This window comes from Actinoplanes sp. NPDC023936, from assembly GCF_040639325.1.
Taxonomy (GTDB): Bacteria; Actinomycetota; Actinomycetes; order Mycobacteriales; family Micromonosporaceae; genus Actinoplanes.
In genome coordinates, this window is record NZ_JBEZZR010000042.1 from 56,870 (window position 1) to 77,167 (window position 20,298).

The 20,298-nt window shown below is 70.4% G+C and carries 13 protein-coding genes; 3 read left to right on the forward strand and 10 right to left on the reverse strand.

What is annotated here, in order from left to right; genetic code table 11:
- Window positions 1-12 precede the first annotated feature (12 nt).
- The 3 genes from AB0F72_RS35680 to AB0F72_RS35690 are packed head-to-tail and all read right to left on the reverse strand — an operon-like array spanning window position 13 to window position 3,679.
- Entirely contained in the window at window positions 13-357 is a 345-nt protein-coding gene (locus tag AB0F72_RS35680; RefSeq protein ID WP_360441217.1) for an STAS domain-containing protein, read from the reverse strand.
- Window positions 354-2,852 carry a SpoIIE family protein phosphatase gene (locus tag AB0F72_RS35685; RefSeq protein WP_360441220.1) on the reverse strand — a complete coding sequence of 833 codons (2,499 nt, stop codon included), beginning with the start codon at window positions 2,850-2,852 and terminating at the stop codon, window positions 354-356. Before AB0F72_RS35685 ends, AB0F72_RS35680 begins: the two co-directional genes overlap by 4 nt.
- Window positions 2,853-2,881: 29 nt before the next feature.
- Complete coding sequence (locus AB0F72_RS35690; RefSeq protein ID WP_360441223.1) at window positions 2,882-3,679, reverse strand: alpha/beta hydrolase; 798 nt, start codon at window positions 3,677-3,679, stop codon at window positions 2,882-2,884.
- A 253-nt stretch (window positions 3,680-3,932) separates the two neighbouring features.
- On the opposite strand from AB0F72_RS35690, the gene AB0F72_RS35695 reads away from it, so the two are divergent.
- Complete coding sequence (locus AB0F72_RS35695) at window positions 3,933-5,504, forward strand: hypothetical protein (protein ID WP_360441226.1); 1,572 nt, start codon at window positions 3,933-3,935, stop codon at window positions 5,502-5,504.
- On the opposite strand, the gene AB0F72_RS35700 is transcribed toward AB0F72_RS35695, so the two are convergent.
- From AB0F72_RS35700 to ndk, 4 genes are all read right to left on the reverse strand, one after another.
- Window positions 5,501-6,175 (reverse strand): lysophospholipid acyltransferase family protein, encoded by a 675-nt coding sequence (locus AB0F72_RS35700; protein WP_360441265.1) that lies wholly within the window; start codon window positions 6,173-6,175, stop codon window positions 5,501-5,503. The genes AB0F72_RS35695 and AB0F72_RS35700 overlap by 4 nt on opposite strands.
- A 165-nt stretch (window positions 6,176-6,340) precedes the next feature.
- The gene (gene ileS / locus AB0F72_RS35705; protein WP_360441229.1) at window positions 6,341-9,457 is read right to left on the reverse strand and encodes an isoleucine--tRNA ligase; all 3,117 of its coding nucleotides are present in this window, start codon (window positions 9,455-9,457) and stop codon (window positions 6,341-6,343) included.
- Window positions 9,458-9,711: 254 nt separating this feature from the next.
- A complete protein-coding gene (locus tag AB0F72_RS35710; RefSeq protein WP_360441232.1) occupies window positions 9,712-11,247 on the reverse strand; it encodes a methyl-accepting chemotaxis protein in 1,536 nt (511 codons plus the stop codon).
- A gap of 651 nt (window positions 11,248-11,898) precedes the next feature.
- Entirely contained in the window at window positions 11,899-12,315 is a 417-nt protein-coding gene (gene ndk, locus AB0F72_RS35715; protein ID WP_360441235.1) for a nucleoside-diphosphate kinase, read from the reverse strand.
- A gap of 150 nt (window positions 12,316-12,465) precedes the next feature.
- Between ndk and AB0F72_RS35720 the strand changes: the two genes are divergently transcribed.
- A complete protein-coding gene (locus AB0F72_RS35720) occupies window positions 12,466-14,661 on the forward strand; it encodes a VOC family protein (RefSeq protein ID WP_360441238.1) in 2,196 nt (731 codons plus the stop codon).
- Window positions 14,662-14,714: 53 nt separating this feature from the next.
- Here AB0F72_RS35720 and AB0F72_RS35725 read toward each other — a convergent pair whose 3' ends face one another.
- The 3 genes from AB0F72_RS35725 to AB0F72_RS35735 are packed head-to-tail and all read right to left on the reverse strand — an operon-like array spanning window position 14,715 to window position 19,029.
- Window positions 14,715-15,077, reverse strand: a complete 363-nt coding sequence (locus AB0F72_RS35725; protein WP_360441241.1) for a DUF4233 domain-containing protein — start codon at window positions 15,075-15,077, stop codon at window positions 14,715-14,717.
- Complete coding sequence (locus AB0F72_RS35730; RefSeq protein WP_360441244.1) at window positions 15,074-16,402, reverse strand: folylpolyglutamate synthase/dihydrofolate synthase family protein; 1,329 nt, start codon at window positions 16,400-16,402, stop codon at window positions 15,074-15,076. The genes AB0F72_RS35725 and AB0F72_RS35730 overlap by 4 nt, the downstream gene beginning before the upstream one ends.
- Complete coding sequence (locus tag AB0F72_RS35735) at window positions 16,399-19,029, reverse strand: valine--tRNA ligase (RefSeq protein WP_360441247.1); 2,631 nt, start codon at window positions 19,027-19,029, stop codon at window positions 16,399-16,401. Before AB0F72_RS35735 ends, AB0F72_RS35730 begins: the two co-directional genes overlap by 4 nt.
- A 61-nt stretch (window positions 19,030-19,090) precedes the next feature.
- Between AB0F72_RS35735 and AB0F72_RS35740 the strand changes: the two genes are divergently transcribed.
- Complete coding sequence (locus AB0F72_RS35740) at window positions 19,091-19,861, forward strand: hypothetical protein (protein ID WP_360441250.1); 771 nt, start codon at window positions 19,091-19,093, stop codon at window positions 19,859-19,861.
- Window positions 19,862-20,298 lie beyond the last annotated feature (437 nt).

Here is a 20,298-nt window from a genome sequence, read left to right on the forward strand (position 1 = left end):
GGGTACGCGAGACTAACGGTCCAGTTCCTCGGCGGCCCGTTCCAGATCTGTGGCGAGCAGGTCGGTCCGGAACGAACAGAGCTGGAGAGTCATCCGTGCGGCCCCGAGCTCACCGACCACCAGCTTGATCGGCTTCCCCCGATCGTCCAGGTCGCCGACGATGAAGTCGAGCAGCCGCACACCGGCGCTGTCCAGGAACGAGACGGCGGTCAGGTCGATCAGCACTGCGTTCGCGTCGGTGGTGCGCGCCACGATCGCCCGCCCGATGTCGTTGGCGTTGGCGAGGTCGATCTCGCCCCGGAGATGAACCAGCTCGGCGACGCCGTGGCGGGAGAAACTCACCCACTGGTCGGTCATGAGGCACCTCCGCGGCGTCGGCGCATCGTCACCGTCGTCCCCTCGCCTCGGTCGAAGAAGACCTCGTCCATCGATTCCTCGATCAGCTGCAGGCCGCGGCCACGGGCGAAGTCGCTGCCCGGCCCGCGCCAGCTGCCCCGGTCGGTGACCCGGACCTCCACCGCGTCCACGCTGACCGTGGCGGACACGTCGACCACGCCGAACGGATCGTCCCGGTACCCGTGCTCGATCGCGTTCGCCACCGCCTCCGAGCAGGCCAGCAGCACCGCGTTCACGCAGTCCTGGTCGACCGCGTGACCGACCAGCCAGGCGCGCAGGTCGGCCCTCAGCAGGGAGATCTGCAGCGGGTCGGCGCCGATCGAGCGTTCCAGCCGTTCCTCGGTGCCGAGAGTGAGGCAGAGCAGGCAGACGTCGTCGCCGTGGTCCCGGCCCACCATGGTGTCGGCGAGCCCGGCGGTGAGGCCCTTGAGCGGGGCGTCGCGGCGCCGCGCGTACTCCCGGGCGAGGATCTCGAAACCCCTGTCGATCGGCCGGCCACGGCGCTCGACCAGGCCGTCGGTGTAGAGCAGCAGGCGGCTGCCGGCCGCCAGCCGCACCTTGTGCTGGGTGCGGTGCCGGTCGCCGGCCCGCGAGCCGATCGGCGCGGAGCGGGCCTGCAGCAGGTACTGCGGTGAGCCGGCCGGCTCGTGCAGCAGCGGGGGCAGGTGGCCGGCGCACGCGTACGACAGCTCGCCGCTGAGCAGGTCGATCTCGCCGTAGACGACGGTCGCCATCCGGGCCGAGTCGACCCGCTCGCAGAACCGGTCCAGCTGCTCCAGCAGGCGGGCCGGTCCGTGCTCGGCCGAGGCGAGCGCCCGGATCGCGCTGCGCAGCTGACCCATCGTGGTGGCCGCGTCGATGCCCCGGCCGACCACGTCGCCGACCACCACGGCGAGCTTGGTCGGGCTGATCAGGAACGCGTCGAACCAGTCGCCGCCGACCTCCAGGTCCTGCGCGGCGGCCTGGTAGTAGGTCTCGACGGCGAACCGCGGGTCGCTGCCCGGCACGTCCGCGGCGAGCAGGCTGCGCTGCAGGGTCCGGGCGATGGCCCGTTCCTGCTCGTAGAGGCGGGCGTTCTCCAGTCCCAGCCCGGCCCGGTCGGCCAGGTCGTCGAGGAACTGCCGCTCGGCCTCGGCGCCGCGGCGGTCCGGCGCCATCCGCAGCGCCAGCGTGCCGAGCACCCGGCCGCGGGCGGTCAGCGGCAGGACCGTGCAGCCCAGCCCGTCGCCGTCCGCCGCATAGATCGGCGCGCACTTCCGGGTGGCCTCGGCGACCCGCTCGGCGAGCCGTTCCGCGTCCGGCGGCGGGCCGCCGGCGTGCTCCCGCAGTCCGGCCGGGCCGACCTGGAGGCGGACCTCGGCCCAGTCGGCGAAGTCCAGCACCACCTGCTCGACCAGACGGCGAGCCCGCTGGAACAGCCGGTGCTCCTCGTCCAGGGCCCGGGTGACGGCGGCCAGGAAGCCGGCCCGGTCCTCCCGGCGCCGGGCGTCGTCGTAGAGCCGGGCCCGGTCCAGCGCCTGCCCCGCCTGCTGACCGAGCAGGCGGATCACCCGCAGCTCGCCGTCGCTGAGCGAGCGCTCCTCGCGGAAGCTGAACGCCAGCACGCCGAGCACCGTGACGGCCTGCTCGTCGCCGGTGCCCGTGGTCAGCGGCAGCAGCACCACCGACGCGCGGCCGGAGCGCCGCATCGACTCGGCCAGGTCCGGGAAGTGCTCGTCCGCCTCGGCCAGTGTGCCGATCACGTGCAGGTCACCGCGCCTTGCCACGGCCGCCACCGCGCGGGGCGAGGAGCGCGGCATGTCGTCCCAGTTGCCGGTGGTCGGGTCGGTGGAGGCGACCGCGATCAGCTGGTCACGCTCCTCGTCCATCAGGTAGATGCTGCTGCTCACCGCCTCGAACGCCGGTTCGGGCGCGCGGACAACGGCCTCGGCCACCTCGGCCTCGGTCGGCGCGGCGGACAGGTCGGCCACTATCTGCTGCAGGACGCGGACCCGCTGCTCGGAGGCCTCCGCCTCGCGGCGGGCGGTGAGCAGCTCACGCTCGTAGCTGCGCCGCTCGGTCGCGTTGAAGACCATGGTCCGGATGATCCGCGGCACGCCGCCGGCTCCGCGTTCCAGAACCGAGTTCACCAGTACGGGCAATCGCCGCCCGTCCGCACCGACGACCTCGAGCGCGATCTCGTGCACCTCGTTCTGCATCGACAGCAACGGTGCGTAATGCGTCTCGTGATAGATCTTGTCACCGGCCGTGAGCAGGTCCCGGAACCGCCGGTGACCGATCAGGGCGGCCCGGGTGTACCCGGTCCAGGTCAGAAACGTCTGGTTGACCCGGACGATCGTGCCGTCCGGGAGCGTCGTGAGGTATCCGCACGGCGCATGCTCGTAGAGGTCCTCGGGATCGTCGTCCCAGGGCAGTCGCAACTCTTGTGTCACGTCCGGCCCACCAGTCTCACTCACGCCACTGCTCCGCCGATCATGCCCGCTGTCTACAACCAGGACTTGATCGCGTCAACCGTTTCCTCTGGAGCACTGAGATTCGGGCAGTGACCGGTCGCGTTCAGGGACCGGAACGTGCTGTTCGGAGTGTGCTTGTGGACGTACTCACCGACCACGGTGGGTGCGATGACGTCGTCGGAGCACTGCAGGATCAGCGAGGGCACCCGGGCCTGCGGCAGATCAGCGCGGTTGTCGGAGAGGAACGTGACCCGGGCGAACTTCTTGGCGATCGCCGGATCGGTACGGCAGAAGCTGTTGGTGAGCTCCTCGCCGAGCTCCGGCCGATCCGGGTTACCCATGATCACCGGCGCCATCGCGCTGGACCAGCCCAGGTAGTTGCTGTCCAGCGACTCCAGCATCTCCTCGATGTCGGAGTGGCCGAACCCGCCGACGTAACCCTGCGTCTCGTCGTCGATGTACCGCGGTGACGGGCCGATCATGACCAGCGCGCCGAAGCGTTCCGGCTCCCGGTTCGCGGCGAGCAGGCCGATCATCGAGCTGACCGAGTGGCCGACGAAGATCACGTCACGCAGGTCGTGCTCGCGGATGATCTCCAGGATGTCCTCGGCGTACCCGTCGAGGGCGGCGTAGCGGTCGTCGCGGTAGGCGGACAGGTCGGATTTCCCGCTCCCGACGTGGTCGAACAACACGATCCGATGAGTGTCCGCGAAGGCCGGCGTGACGAACCGCCACATGTTCTGATCGCAGCCGTACCCGTGGGCGAACACCATCGGCCGGCCGGAATCGGACCCGCTGAAGGTGACGGCGTTCCTGTTCGTGGTGCTCATGCGCAACAAACCCTCCGAGGGGAACGGGTGGCCGGTGTGCGGTGCGAGGCGTGACTCCGGGCACTTTCCGGTCGAGGGAACCGGCGAAAAGCAAAGTCCGGGTAACCATACGACTCCGGAGCGTTCCGCACATCGCCCTCGTTGTCCGGCATTTGGGTACGGCGTCCGGATCCGGCATGCCCGTCCCGCTGGCATACCGCTCCTAACCTGGGGGAAGAGTTCGACACCCGGGGGCACAGGAGGAGATCGGAAAATGGCGGACGAGCAGCCACTCGATGCGACCCTGCCCGTCGGCGTGCCAGAGAAGAGCGGCGTGCCAGAGGCCAGCGGCGCGCCTGAGACAAGCGGCGTGCCCGAGACCAGTGGCGTGCGCGAGACGAGTGGACCGCCCGAGACTAGCGGACCGCCCGGGCGAAGCGCCGAGGCGGACGCCGCGGAGCCGAAGACGCTGAGCATGCCGCCCCGGTGGAGCGGCGCGGCAGCGATTCCGGCCGCCGAGCCGCGCCGATCGGTGTGGAGCCGTCTCCGCGACCGGCTGCCCGGCGCCGGCCGGGCGCCCGAGGACGACGAGTGGCCGACGATGCCGGCCGTCGATCCGTGGGCGGACCAGCCGACCCAGGTGTGGGACGAGGCGTACACCGCGGTGCCCGTGCCATCGTCACCCGCACCCCAGTCATCCGTACCCCAGTCACCCGTACCCCAGGCGGAGATGCCACCGACGCGCCTGGATGGACCCGCGCCCGGGACGGACGCGGAGACCGCGGCGCACGCCGCGGGCCCGGACGCGCGGCCGGACCGGGTGGCCGCGCTGAACGCGCGGCTGGACGCCGCGTCGGCAGCCGCGGACGTGGTGGAGAAGAAAGCCGCCGAGGCCGCCAAGGTCGCGGCCGCCGCGGCCGCCGCGAAAGCCGAGGCGGCCCGCGCCGCCATCGCCAAGATGATCGCGGACAAGGCGAAGGCCAAGGCGGAGGCCGAGGCCGAGGCGAAAGCCAAGGCGGAGGCGGATCAGAAGGCGCGGCTCGGCATGCCCGCGCCGGGGACCTACCCGCCGCCGGCCGGCGGCAACGGGCTGCCCCCGCTCGCGCCCCGCAAGCCCCTCTTCGCCCCCGGCGGCTGGCGGAAACCCGGCAGCGGGAAGGGGCCCGCGGCGAAGACCGCCGTGGCGTCCCGGCCACCGGTCCAGCGCCGGCCGCAGATGGAGTTCGCGCCGCCGAGGAACCAGGTGCCGGCGCCGTGGCTCGCCCGGCCGCCGAAGCGCCGCGGGCTGGTCCGCCGGGTGCTGCGCCGGCTGACCATGCTCACGATCGTCGCCGTGGTGCTGTGCTGCGGCGGGCCGCTCGCCTACGCCCAGTTCCCGGCGGCACGGCAGTTCCCGGTCAGCGCGAGCCTGCCGGACTCCTTCGCGGATCTGAGCCTGCGCGACACCGCCGCGGCGACCAAGGCCGTCGACCGGCTCGCCGACCAGCTGCAGCAGTCCGGATCGTCGGGCAACGCGTTCGCCGGGGTGTACGCGGACGGCAACGGGAAGCGGGTCACGCTCTTCGGCGTCACCGGTTTCCGGCTGACGCCCGGCTCGGACGCCGGTGCACAGCTCGACCGGCTCACCGACGAGCTCAGCCTGACCGGGGTGACCGATTACGACACCGGCATCTTCGGCGTGCACGAGCAGTGCGGCACCGGCCGGCTCGACGGCACCTCCGTGGTGGCGTGCGCCTGGGCCGACCACGGCAGCCTCGCCACGGTGCTGCTCACCCGCCGGTCCCTCGAGGAGAGCGCCGACCTGGTGGCTCAGCTCCGTGACGAGGTGCTCCAGCCGGTGGTCTAGCCCTGGTCCGGCTTCTTCGGGGCGTACCGCGGCACGTACTCCTGGCCGGTCAGTTTCTGGATCTCGCCCATCACCTGGTCGGTGAGCTCGCGCAGCGCGGTGCGGTCGTCGGCGCGGCCGATCGTCTCGATCGGCTTGCCGAATTTCACGGTGACCGCGCCGCGCATCAGCTTCGGGTAGAGCCGGCCGATCGGCTGGACCTTGTCGGTGCCGAGCATCCCGACCGGGATGATCGGCACGCCGGCGGCCACCGCCAGCCGGGCCACGCCGGTGCGCCCGCGGTAGAGCTTGCCGTCCGGCGAGCGGGTGCCCTCGGGGTAGACAGCGACCAGGTCGCCGGCCTTGAGCGCGGGGATGGCGGCGTCGAACGCGGTGAGAGCGGCCCGGCCGCCGGCCCGCTCGACCCGGATGGCGCCGAGGCCTTCCATCAGCTTGCGGTTGAGGAACCCCTTGACGCCGGTGCCGGTGAAGTAGTCGGACTTGGCCCAGAAGGCCAGGTGACGCGGCACGACCGCGCCGAGGAAGAGCTCGTCCGCGACGGAGAGGTGGTTGCCCGCGAAGATCGCACCGCCACTCCTCGGAATGTGCTCGAGACCTTCGACGGTCGGCCGCCAGCCGGTCATCAGCGGCACGCCGACGATGACCTTGCCGATTGAGTAGATCAGCGGCAACTCGTCCTCCGGGAGCACACCAGGGTGCGAAGTAGGGGTAGGGGTGGTGTGAGGTTATCGGAACCTGGCACGGATGTACCTAATGATCTTGGACCGAGGCCCGGACATTCGCCCTCACCAGGCGAACATCCGGGCCATTCGGCAATTTTCTTACCCAGTGATCAATCACACTGCGGTGACGGTCACCGACACCTGCTCGCCGTCGCCGACCTCGCCCGCGAAGGCGCCCTCGGCCACCGGCGCGAACCGCACCGACGTGGCCAGGGTCTCGCCGGCCACGAAGTCCCGGTGCGCCTCGACCGCCGCCACGACCGCCGGCGAGGCCGACAGGGTCAGCGTGATCCGGTCGCTGACGTCCAGGTCCGCGTCCCGGCGGGCCTGCTGGACCACCCGGATGACGTCGCGGGCCAGGCCCTCGGCGGCCAGCTCCGGGGTGACCGCCGAGTCGAGCACGACCACGCCACCACCGGCCGGCAGCGGCGCGGAGTTCTCCACGTCCGAGGCGACCAGCTTCAGCTCGTACTCGCCGTCGGCCAGGGTCACTCCGGCCGCGACCGGGGCGCCGTCGACGAGCTGCCAGTCACCGCCCTTGACCGCCTTGATGACCTGCTGCACCTGCTTGCCGACCCGGGGGCCGAGCGCGCGGGGCACCACGGTCAGCACCTGCTGGCAGTACGCCGCCACGTCGTCGGTGAAGACCACGTCCTTGACGTTGACCTCGTCCTTCAGCAGGTCGCCGAGACCCACCAGGGCCGAGCCGTCCTGGGTCGCCACGGTGAGCGTCGCGAGCGGCAGCCGGACCCGCAGGCCCTTCGCCTTGCGCAGCGACAGCGCCGCCGAGGCCACGTCCCGGATCGCGTCCATCGACGCGACCAGCTGGTGGTCGGCCGGGAACGCCTCCGCCGACGGCCAGTCGGTCAGGTGCACCGAACGGTCACCGGTCAGGCCGCGCCAGATCTCCTCCGTGGTCAGCGGCGCGAGCGGCGCCACCACCCGGCAGAGCGTCTCCAGGACGGTGGCGAGGGTGTCGAACGCGTCCTCGTCGCCGGCCCAGAAACGGTCCCGGGAACGGCGGACGTACCAGTTGGTGAGCGCGTCCAGGTAGCTCCTGATCGAGGTCGCCGCGCCGGAGATGTCGTAGTCGTCCATCTGCTGCTGGACGCTCTCCACCAGCTCACGGGTCTTCGCCAGCACGTACCGGTCGAGCAGGTGCTCGGAGTCCGTCCGGAATTTCGCCTCGTAACCCGATGCGTTCGCATAAAGGCTGAAGAAGTACCAGACGTTCCAGAGCGGCAGCAGCACCTGACGCACCGAGTCCCGGATCGCCACCTCGGTGACCGGCATGTCACCACCGCGCAGCACCGGCGACGACATCAGCATCCACCGCATCGCGTCCGAGCCGTACGAGTCGAACACCCGGTACACGTCCGGATAGTTGCGCAGCGACTTGGACATCTTCCGGCCGTCCTCGCCCAGCAGGATGCCGTGGCTCAGGCAGTTCCGGAACGCCGGCCGGTCGAAGAGCGCGGTGGCCAGCACGTGCATGGTGTAGAACCAGCCGCGGGTCTGGCCGATGTACTCGACGATGAAGTCGCCCGGGTAGTGGTGCTCGAACCACTCCTTGTTCTCGAACGGGTAGTGCACCTGGGCGAACGGCATCGAACCGGACTCGAACCAGCAGTCCAGCACCTCCGGCACGCGGCGCATCGTCGACTTGCCGGTCGGGTCGTCCGGGTTCGGACGGGTCAGCTCGTCGACGTACGGCCGGTGCAGGTCGGTGACGGTGACCCCGAAGTCGCGCTCCATCTCCTCGAACGAGCCGTAGACGTCGACCCGCGGGTAGTTCGGGTCGTCCGACTTCCACACCGGGATCGGCGAGCCCCAGAACCGGTTACGGGAGATCGACCAGTCCCGCGCGTTCGCCAGCCACTTGCCGAACGAGCCGTCCTTGATGTGCGCCGGCGTCCAGTTGATCTGCTGGTTCAGCTCGACCATCCGGTCCCGGAACTGGGTCACCGCCACGAACCACGAGGAGACCGCCTTGTAGACGAGCGGGGTGTCACAGCGCCAGCAGTGCGGGTACGAGTGCGTGTACCCGTCGTGGCGCAGCACCACGCCACGCTCCTTGAGGGCGGCGATGACCGGCTTGTTCGCGTCGAAGACCTGCAGGCCCTGGTAGTCCGGGACCAGCGCGGTGAAGCGGGTGTGGTCGTCGACGGTCACGACGGTCGGGATACCCGCCGCGTTGCAGGTGTTCTGGTCGTCCTCACCGAAGGCGGGCGCCATGTGCACGACACCGGTGCCGTCCTCGGTGGTGACGAAGTCCGCGCCGAGGACCTGGAAGGCGTTCGGGCCGCCCTGCTCCACCAGGAAGTCGAAGAGCGGGGTGTACCGGCGGCCGACGAGATCCCGCCCGAGGACGGTGCCGGTCTGCTCGTACCCCTCAAGCTCCTTGGCGTAAGCACCCACCCGGCCGGCGCCGAGCAGCAGCTTGTGCCCCTCCTTCTCCAGGACCGCGTACTCGATGTCCGGCCCGACCGCCAGCGCCAGGTTCGACGGCAGCGTCCACGGCGTGGTCGTCCACACCGCGATGTCCTCGCCCGTGTCCAGACGGAACTTCACCGTGAGAGCCGGGTCGGTCCGGTCGCGGTAGACGTCGTCCATCCGCGTCTCGGTGTTCGACAGCGGCGTCTCGCAGCGGAAGCAGTAGGCGAGGACGCGGAAGCCCTCGTACACCAGGCCCTTGTCATGCAGCGTCTTGAATGCCCACATGACCGACTCCATGTACGCCGGGTCGAGCGTCTTGTAGTCGTTCTCGAAGTCGACCCAGCGGGCCTGGCGCGTGACGTACCGCTCCCAGTCCTTCGTGTACGCGAGCACGGAGGTACGGCAGGCGTCGTTGAACTTGTCGATGCCCAGGTCGACGATCTGCGCCTTGGTGGTGATGCCGAGCTGCTTCTCCGCCTCCACCTCGGCGGGCAGGCCGTGGGTGTCCCAGCCGAACCGGCGCTCGACCCGCTTGCCCCGCATCGTCTGGTACCGCGGGACCAGGTCCTTCACGTACCCGGTGAAGAGGTGCCCGTAGTGCGGCAGGCCGTTGGCGAACGGCGGGCCGTCGTAGAAGACGTACTCGTTGGCGCCGTTCTCACCGGCCGGGCGCCGCTCGATCGACGCCTCGAACGTCTTGTCCGCCGACCAGTGGCCGAGGACGGCGCGCTCGACAGCGGGCAGGTCCGGGCTCGCCGGAACGCCGGTGGCGTCCGTGTGTTTCGGGTAAGTCATGGTTCCCCTCAAGCAGTCGTCGTGACTGCGAGGACGAGCCTGTGACAGGCCCGCGGTACCACCTCGCTTGGCCCCTTCTCTCGAAGAGGCCCGCTCATTCGTCCGGCTTGTCGCGCGCGCCGAAAAACGCCCGGTTCTACTAGGTGAAAACCGTTCTTCCGGAGGCTCCCCGGTGATGGCCGGTTCGTCGCCTGCGTGGAGACAACGATACCGGCCACCCCGGGATTCCTTCATCCGCATTACCCCGTGGGGCATCAATAGCGGAACGACGACACCAGAGCTCGCAGGTCACCTGCCATGTCGCCGAGCTGCCGCGCCGAGTCCCGGGTCGCCGTGGCGTCCCGGGTGGTCGCCGTGGCGATGTCCGCGACGCTCGCCACGTTGCGAGCGATCTGCTCCGAGCCCTGCGCCACCTCGCCGACACTCCGGTTGATCTCACCGGTGGTGGCGGACTGCTCCTCCACCGCGGCCGCGATGTTGCCCTGCAGCTCGGAGATCTGCCGCACCACGTCGGTGATCCGGCCGATCGCCTCGGTCGCCTGCCCGGTGGTGTGCTGGATCGCGGAGATCTTCTCGATGATGTCGGCGGACGCCCGCGCGGTCTCCTGCGCGAGATCCTTGACCTCGCCGGCGACCACGGCGAACCCCTTGCCGGCCTCACCGGCCCGCGCCGACTCGATCGTGGCGTTCAGCGCGAGCAGGTTGGTCTGCTCGGCGATCGCGGTGATCGTCTTGACGATCGCGCCGATCTCCTCGCTCGCCGACACCAGCTCCGCGACCGACTCGGACGTCTGCCGCGCCGTCTCCACCGCGTCCGCGGCCACCCCGGCAGCCGACGTGGTGTTGCGGGAGATCTCGCCGATCGCGGCCACCATCTCCTGCGCCGCCCCGGCCATCGTCCGCACGTTGCCGGAGACCTCGCCGGCCGCGCCGGCGACCACACCGGCCTGGCTGCTGGTGCCCGCGGCCTGCCCGTCCATCCGGCGGGCCACCTCCGCGAGCTCAGCGGACGCCTCGGCCAGGGAGGTGGCTCGCTCGCCCACTCCGGCCAGCGTCTCCCGCACCGCCGCGGCGGCCTCGTTGAACGCGACGGCCATGTCGGTCATCTCGTCCCGCCCGTCGACCGGCAGGCGCGGGGTGACGTCCCGCTGGGCCAGCACCCGCAGGGCGTCGCGCATCCGGTTGGCCGGACGCTCGATGCTCGCGGTCAGCCAGAGACCGAGCAGCACGGTCAGCACCAGGGCCAGCGCGCAGCCGGACAGCAGCGTCGTCCGCAGCCGCTCCCCCGCCGCTTCCAGTTCGTCCTGCGCCGCCTCGGTCCGGGCGACGACCGAGTCCACCAGCTTGTCGGTGTTCTCAACGATCGCCACGAAGACCACGTACGCATCGTTGTTGATCAGTTCGGCGGCCCGCGCGATCGCGCCCGTGCCGCCCGTTTCCAGCATCTCGACGACCTGGTCGTCGTACTCCCGGAAGGTGTCGAAATTCGACTCGATCGCCGTGTAGAACGCACGCTCCTCGGCGGTCAGATCCGCGCCCGCCACCGCGGCCAGCTCGGCCTCCAGCGCGTCCAGCGCCTCGATCGTCCCCTTGCGGTTCTCCGAAGCCGGGTCGATCGCCTCCGCCGGGCTGGTCAGCGACGCGTCCCAGCCGTAGGCCAGCTGCCATCCACTGACATCCGCGTTGCGAAACTTCACCTGCATGGCGGCACGCGACAGGGCCTGCAACTCATCGACCCGATCCGCCGCCGCGGACTGCTCACGCGACTCCGCGACACCCACTGCCGTCATGGCCGCGACCAAGAGACAAAACACTCCGAACGCCGACAGCAGCCGCGCCCGCAACCGCATCCGTCGGAGAAAATCCATGATTCCCTCGCTTTCTTCGACCTCCCTTCGGCGAGCAAGGCATCACGGTGAAGCGTCTGACTGATAAATCACTTCCGAGGGTACGAACGTCGGCACGTCCCCTGGCGCCCCCAGCGACGAGCGTCGCTGGTCACGCCTTTGCCGCCGGTTCCGGGCGGAGCTGCCCACTCACCAGCTAGAACGTCCCCGCCCCGCCGCCAGCCGCCCCATAGCCGGCGGCGGCGATCCGCGCTCGACCACATGCCTGAGCTACGGCTCGGCTGTCAGGCGGCCGCCCCGGAGCTACCAGCCGTAGCCCGTGACGGTTACGCCTGCTTGATCACATGCCTCAGCTACGGCCGAGCAACACGAGCCGTAGCCCGCGACGGTAACCCGCGCTTGATCACATGCCTCAGCTACGGCCGAGCAACACGAGCCGTAGCCCGTGACGGTTACGCCTGCTTGATCACATGGCTGGGCTACGGCTCGGGCGGGTGACTGCTCGGGAGCTACCGGAACGCCCGCCCCCACGGGGCGTGTGGATCTCGGGCGCTATCTGCACCGGAGATCAACACGCGCGTGGGTGGGCGTAAGTCAGATCTTGGGGAACCAGAGGGCGAGCTCGCGCTCGGCGCTCTCCGCCGAGTCGGAGGCGTGCACCAGGTTCTCCCGGTTCGACAGGGCCAGGTCGCCCCGGATCGTGCCGGCCGCCGCCTTCCGGCCGTCGGTCGCGCCGATCATCGCGCGGACGACCTCGATCACGGAGTCGCCGGAGAGGACCAGCGCGGCCAGCGGGCCACTCGTCATGAAGTCCTTCAGCGGCGGGTAGAAAGCCTTGTCGACGTGCTCGGCGTAGTGCGCGTCGGCGAGAGTGGCGTCCATCGTGCGCAACTCCAGCGCCTCGATGATCAGGCCCTTACGCTCGAAGCGGGACAGGATCTCGCCGAGCAGGCCGCGGCGCACCGCGTCGGGCTTGATGAGCACGAGCGAACGCTCGGTGGTGCTGGTCACGCAGTTCCTCCGTTGCAAGGGGCAGGCCGACACGCGGTGAGTTCAGCCTATCGGTACCGCGAATCGGGCGAGCGGCGATGTCCCGACTACCGCACTTTCGCGGATGTGGCGGAGGGCCATAACCTGACGGGAACAACCGGGAGGTCCACAGTGGCGAACCAGACCGGCCGGCCCATCGCACCGGCCCGCAAACTGGTGGCGGCGGTCATGGGCACGCTGGCGGTCTTCGTGATCGTTTACGGGCTCGGCATGTCGAGCTGGCCGGTGGCCCTCTTCGGCGTCGCCGTGCTCGCGCTTGCCGTCGTCCTCGCGCTGGTGAACGTGCAGCGACGCGGCGGCCGCGCCACGGTCGCCGGCAACGCCGAGGTCAAGTCGATCCCGCCGGCCCCGGTCTCGGCGGCGTACGGCCGTGCCGACATCGAGGTCATCGTGGTGGCGCCCGGCCTGGGCACGTTCGACACGGTGCTGCGCGAGTCACGGATCCCGGTCGCCAAGTGGCCGGCGGTGGGTGCCACCGTGCCGATCACCGTGGACGTCGACGACACCCGCCGGGTGCGGGTCAACTGGAACGACGCGCCGCTCCGCGACGACGACGCCGATCCGCCGCCGGTGGCCCAGCCCGCCTACCAGGAGCCCGACGAGCGTGACGACGACCTGCTCGGCGACATCGGGCCGGCGCCCTGGGAGGGCCGTGAACGGGACTGGGAGTTCGAGACCGACGAGGAACCTCCGCCCCCGCCGCCGCCCGCGCCGAGGGTCGCCTACGGCACCGGGCCGACCACGCCGGTCGTGGTGCGGGACACCCCCGCCGGGACCATAGTCGAGGGCCAGGTGGTGGGGGCTGACGACGAGCCGCCGCCGCTGCCCCGGCGTGCGGCGGGGGCGGCGTTCGCCTCCGAGCCGGCCGGGGAGCCCGGCCCGGGTCCCGGGACGCCGTCGTCCTCGTCGGCGTCGTCCTCGTCGGCCTCGTTCTCCGCCGCGTCGGCGCCGTTCTCCGGCACCGCGTCCGCCACCCGCCCGCCGGGTGTCCGGCCGAGCCCGCGCCCTCGCGGTGGCGCCGCGACGGCCACCGCCACGGTCGAGCGCGAAGAGCACACCGTCGAGCGCGAAGAGCACACCGTCGAGCGCGACGAGGACACCGTCGAGCGTGACCAGCAAACGACCGAGCGCGGCGAACAGACGGTAGTGCGCGACGAACAGACACTCCAGCGGGAGCAGGAGACCGTCGAGCCTGAGCAGGAGTCGCAGGCGCCGCCCGCCGCAGGGATGCCACCGGCTCAGCGGACATCCACCGAGAGCACGCCCGAGACCGCGGCCGCCCCGGAGACCGCCACCACACCGGAGACCGCCACCACACCGGAAACCGAGGCCGCACCGGCCGACCCGGAACCGCCGATCGACATCCCGCTCGAGGAGGAGGAACCGGCCGACACACCGCGGACGTCATCGGGGCGCACCCGGTTCTTCACTCAACCGGGTGAAGCAGGAGTGCCACACACCTCGTCGACGTTCGCCGCCGGTTCGGTGCCCGCCGCGGAGCCGAACGGATTCGCATCACGGCCGGAGCCCATCCCGTCGTCGATGACATCCGAGCCGTCGCCGGTCGCGCCGCCACCCGTCGCGCCCACTCCGGATCGGCCGTTCCCGACAGCGCCGCCACCGGAGACCGCGACCGGGCCCACCGCGCCCCCACCGGAAGTGGACGACATCGACATCCCGCTCGACGACAACCCGGAACCCGCGCCGGAAACCACCCCGGCCGCCGCCCCCGCCATGGCCGCCGGAGTCGTCGCACCCCCGGCCGACGACATCCCCGTCGAAACCGTCTCCCAAGATCGGGTGCAGGAGTCCTCCCCCCGTACCCGAAAGGAAGCTCCTGGCAATCCCTGGGGGGACTTCGGCGGGCGGCAGGAACCCGACGAGCACGCCGCCGACGTGATCACCGCCTATCCGAGCGCCCGGCCCGGCCCCGCCGGCGCGATCCACGGCGTCGGCATCACGGTCCTGGTCACCGACCTGAGCCGGTCGATCGCGTTCTACCGGGACGTGCTCGGGTTCTACGAGATCGACTCCGGGGAGGACAGCGCGGTGCTCGCGTCCGGGGACACCCGGCTCGTGCTGCGCACCGTGCACAACCTGGCCGCCGAGGCGGGGCGGTTGATACACCTCAACCTCGAGGTCGGCGACGTGGAGGCGGTCTACGAGGAGCTGCGCGCCAAGGGTGTGAAGTTCGTGCACACACCCCGCGCGGTGAACCGTGGCGGCAAGCTCGAGCTGTGGTCGGCGACGTTCCGCGACCCGGACAACCACAACATCGCCATCACCCAGTGGCGGGCCGTCCGATAGACGCGAAAACCGGCCGGCAGGAATGCTGCCGGCCGGTTTCGATCAGTGCGAGGTCAACCCAGGATGGTGCGGCGGACGTGGAGGGCGTAGAGCCAGGCCAGTCCGAAGATGACACCGACGGCGGCGACCGTCCAGTGCAGCAGGCCGCCGGCGAGCAGCAACACCTGTAGCACGCTGCCGGCCTGCCAGGCCCAGTTGCGTTTCATCATGCCGCAGAGCACGATCGCCAGAACCGCCGCGACGCCCACCGCGGCGATCGCCGGGCCCTTGCGGTCCCCGCCGATGACACTCAGCGGGGCGATCGCCAGCAACAGGATGATCGCCTCCATGGAGAGCGTGGCGGCGCCGAGACCCCGTACCGCGCCCTCCGGGTTCTTCAGGCCGGAAGGCCGCGCGCCTTCCTGATGCTCGCTCATCGCTTCAGCAGTTTCCGGGCGTCCGCCACCGTGACCACCGAGCCGGTGATCAGCACACCGACGCCGCTGAGCTCGCCGGAGGCGTCCTCCTCGGCGAGCACGACCGCTTCCTCGATGGCGTCCGGCATGGTCTCGGCGAGGCTCACCCGGTCCTCACCGAAGATGTCGATCGCGAGCTGGGCCAGTTCGTCCACCGGCATCGAGCGCGGCGAGCTGTTCTGGGTGACGACGAGCCGGGCCGCCACCGGCTCGAGCAGTTCGAGCAGCCCGGACACGTCCTTGTCGCCGAGGACGGCGAGCACCGCGACCAGGTGGCGGAAGGTGAACTCCTCCTCCAGCGCGGTGACGGTGGCGGCCATGCCGTGCGGGTTGTGCGCGCCGTCGAGCAGGATCGTCGGAGCGCTGCGTACGCGTTCCAGCCGTCCCGGCGAGTCCACCTGCGCGAAGCCCTCCCGGACCAGGTCGGCCTCGAGCTGCCGGTTCGGGCCGGCGCCGAGGAACGCCTCGACCGCGGCGAGCGCCAGTGCCGCGTTCTGCGCCTGGTGCGCGCCGAAGAGCGGCAGGAAGATCTCGTCGTAGATTCCGCCGAGCCCCTGGAGGGTGAGCACCTGCCCGCCGACCGCCTGCGCCCGGTTGATCACGCCGAACTCGCTGCCCTCGCGGGCGAGCGTGGCGCCCATGTCCGCGCACCGTTCGAGGATGGGCCGCATGGCCTCCTCGTCCTGCAGCGCGGTGATCACCGTTGCGTTTTGGTGGATGATGCCGACCTTGTGCCAGGCGATGTCCTCGATCGTGTCGCCGAGCCACTCGGTGTGGTCCAGCCCGATCGGGGTGAGCACGCAGACGCCGGCCTCGATGACGTTCGTGGCGTCCTCCTCGCCGCCGAGGCCGACTTCGACCACCGCGATGTCCACCGGGGCGTCCGCGAACGCCGAGTAGGCCATCGCCGTCGTCATGTCGAAATAGGTCAGCGGCTCGGCGTTGCGCGCGTCGATCAGCTCGGCGAGCGGCGCGATTTCCTGGTACGTGGTGACCAGTTTCTCCTCGGAGACCGGATCACCGTCCAGGCTGATCCGTTCCCGGACCGTCTCCAGGTGCGGGCTCGTGTAGCGCCCGGTGTGCAACCCGTGCGCCCGCAGCAGCGCGTCGATCATCCGCGCCGTGCTGGTCTTGCCGTTGGTGCCGGTCAGATGGATCGCCGGGTACGCCCGCTGCGGGCTGCCCAGCACGTCCATCAGGTCCCGGATCTTCTGCATGTCGAAGACCATGCGGGTGAAGCCGCGCTTGTCCAGCGCGGCCTCGACCTCGGCGTATTCGGTGCTCATGCGGCGGGCAACGCTTCCAGAGCCGCGGCGATGCGCACCAGGTCCGCCTCAGCGGTCGCCAGCCGATCCTTGATCTTCGCGACGACATGGTCGGGCGCCTTGCCGATGAAGGACTCGTTGCCGAGCTTGGCCCGGCACTGGGTGGCCTCCTTGTCGGCGGCCGCCCGGTCCTTCTCCAGACGAGCCCGCTCGGCCGCCACGTCGATCGCGCCGCGGGTGTCCAGGTCGACGGTGATCGCCCCGGTCACCGCGAGGGTCGCGGTCGCCGTGAAGTGCGGGCCGGGGGCGTCGAGCCGGGCCAGCGAGCGGATCAGCGGCTCGTGCGTGTCGATGCCGACGGTGCCCAGGCCGGTCAGCGCGGCGGAGACCCGCTGGCTCGGCTTGAGGCCCTGGTCGGACCGGAAGCGGCGGACCTCGGTGACCACCTTCCGCAGGGCGGCGAGTTCCTCCTCGGCGGCGTCGTCGATCAGGTCCTTGTCGACCGTGGGCCAGGCCGCCCTCATCAGGGTCTCGCCGCCGGTGAGCGCGATCCACAGCTCCTCGGTGACGAACGGGATGACCGGGTGGAGCAGCCGCAGCAGCTGGTCGAGAACGTGCCCGAGGACCCGCTGGGTCGCCGTGCTGCCGGCTGCCAGGACCGGCTTGCTCAGCTCGACGTACCAGTCGCAGACGTCGTCCCACGCGAAGTGATAGAGCGTGTCGCAGACCTTGGCGTACTCGTAGGCGGCGAAGTACCCGTCCACCTCGGCGATGGTGTGCTCCAGGCGGGACAGGATCCAGCGGTCGATGGCGGACAGTTCCGCCTTGTCGGGAAGGGGTCCCTCGACCGTGGCGCCGTTCATCATCGCGAAGCGGGTGGCGTTCCAGAGCTTGTTGCAGAAGTTCCGCGAGCCCTGGCACCACTCCTCGCTGACCGGCACGTCCGAACCGGGGTTCGCGCCGCGGGCCAGGGTGAACCGGGTGGCGTCCGCGCCGTACCGGTCGATCCAGTCCAGCGGGTCGACCACGTTGCCGAACGACTTCGACATCTTCTTGCCGTGGCCGTCACGAACCATGCCGTGCAGGTTCACCACGTCGAACGGCTGCTTGCCGTCCATCGCGTAGAGACCGAACATCATCATCCGGGCGACCCAGAAGAACAGGATGTCGTAACCGGTCACCAGGACGCTGGTCGGGTAGAACTTCTCCAGCTCGGCGGTCTGCTCCGGCCAGCCCAGCGTGGAGAACGGCCACAGACCCGACGAGAACCAGGTGTCGAGCACGTCCTCGTCCTGGCGCCAGCCCTCACCCGCGGGGGGCTGCTCGTCCGGTCCGACGCAGACGACCTCGCCGTCCGGCCCGTACCAGACCGGGATCCGGTGTCCCCACCAGAGCTGCCGGGAGATGCACCAGTCGTGCATGTTGTCGACCCACGCGAAGTACCGCTTGGACAGCTCCGCCGGCTCGATCTTCACCCGGCCGTCCCGCACCGCGTCACCGGCCGCCTTCGCCAGCGGCCCGGTCTTGACGAACCACTGCAGCGACAGCCGAGGCTCCACCGTGGTCTTGCACCGCGAGCAATGCCCGACCGAGTGCAGGTAGGGCCGCTTCTCCGCGACGATCCGTCCCTGCTCCCGCAGAGCATCGACGATCGCCGGACGAGCCTCGAACCGATCAAGACCTTCAAACGGCCCGGGTACGGTGATGACCGCGCGCTCGTCCATGACCGTCAGGCTCGGCAGGCCATGCCGCTGACCGATCTCGAAGTCGTTCGGGTCGTGGGCCGGCGTCACCTTCACCGCGCCGGTGCCGAACGCCGGGTCGACGTGCTCGTCCGCCACGATCGGGATGCGGCGGCCGGTCAGCGGCAGTTCGACCTCGGTGCCGATGAGGTGCTGGTAACGCTCGTCGTCCGGGTGCACCGCCACCGCGGTGTCCCCGAGCATCGTCTCGGCACGGGTGGTGGCGACGACGATCGAGTTCGCCCCCTCGCCGTACCGGATCGAGACGAGCTCACCCTCGTCGTCGCTGTGCTCCACCTCGATGTCGCTGAGCGCGGTGAGGCAGCGCGGGCACCAGTTGATGATCCGGTTCGCGCGGTAGATCAGGTCGTCGTCGAACATCCGCTTGAAGATCGTCTGGACGGCGCGGGACAGGCCCTCGTCCATGGTGAAACGCTCGCGCGTCCAGTCGACGGAGTCACCGAGCCGGCGCATCTGCCCGAGGATCGCGCCGCCGGACTCGGCCTTCCACTCCCAGACCTTCTCGACGAACTTCTCCCGCCCCAGGTCGTGCCGGGACAGCTGCTCGGCGGCCAGCTTGCGCTCGACCACGTTCTGCGTGGCGATGCCGGCGTGGTCCATGCCGGGCAGCCACAGCACCTCGTAACCCTGCATGCGCTTGAGGCGCACCAGGGTGTCCTGGATCGTGTGGTCGAGGGCGTGGCCGACGTGCAGCGAGCCTGTCACGTTCGGCGGGGGGATGACGATCGTGAACGGCGGCTTGTCACTCTTCGCGTCCGCCGTGAAGTAGCCCTCCGATACCCAACGCTCGTACCGCCGCTGCTCTACCTCGCCCGGCTGGTACTGGGCGGAGAGGCCACCGGTGGGCCGGCTGTCGGGAGTACGGGATTCGGTCGCATCGGTCACCCGACAAGTCTACGGAGCCGGTACCGACACCTTGTCCCTCGGGGGAGGATAGGCTCGCGTGATGTCTTCGCCCGCCGACTCTCCCTCTCCGGAATCCGGCGCACAGTCCCCCGGCGCACAGTCTCCCGGCGCACAGTCCCGCGCGGACAAGCCCTCCCCCATCGAGATCAGCGACGGCCCCTTCCGGCTCGCCGAGCCCGGTCCCGCCACCTCGGCCGGGTCGGCTGGTCCAGCCGATGAGTCGGCCGATGGGGGAAAGCGCCCCCCGACCACCACGGGCCGTAAGGTACGCACCGTCCTGCTCGGTGCCCTGCTGGTGGCGATCGGGGCGGGGTCGGTCACGCTCGGTTACGTCGGCTGGCAGGTGAACACGCAGCGCCACACCACCCTGTCCATCCCGTCCACCATCGGCGACCTGACCCTGGACGACAGCGAGGACGCCAGCAGCACCGCCGAGTACCTGCGCAGCGCCATCTCCGCGGAGATCACCATGGACAAGGCCGTGGGCGCCGTCTACACCGGCGCCGACGAGCGCAACGTCCTCTTCTTCGGCGGTACGAGACTCCTGTGGTCGCCCGACGAGGAGCTGGAGAAGGCCTTCACCCTGCTGGGTGACGAGGAGAGCCCCGTCACCGGCCTCAACGAGGTGGACGCCGGCGAACTGGGCGGCACGATGAAATGCGGCACCACAACGTCCGACGGCACAAACCTGGCCGTCTGCGGCTGGGCCGACCACGGAAGCCTGGCGGTCGCAATGTTCCTGGACCGCCCCGAATCCGACGCGGCCACCCTGATGCGCCAGATCCGAACCGCAACCCAAACCCGCGACTAAGGCCTTCCAAGCCACCGCAAGAAAGCGCCCCGCGACAGCGAAGCGCGCAGGCGGGAGCGCACAGGCGGGAGCGCACAGGCGGGAGCGCACAGGCGGGAGCGCACAGGCTGGGGCGCACAGGCTGGGGCGCACAGGCTGGGGCGCACAGGCTGGGGCGCACAGGCGGGGGCGAAGGCCCACGCCAGAGCGAAACGAAAGCGCGCCGCGCCCGCCAAAGCGACCCGGCAAGGTTTTGGGCGGGGAAGTGCCCACGCAGGGATCAAGCCTGACCGCCCGGAGTGGGCGCTTTCCCGCCCAAAACCGTCCCCGCCGGCGCCAAGCCTTCCCGCCGGCGCAAGCACAAACGCAGAAAGGCCCACCCCATTCCCGGGGTGGGCCTTTCCATACGTTTGAGTCCGGCGGCGTCCTACTCTCCCACACCCTCCCGAGTGCAGTAC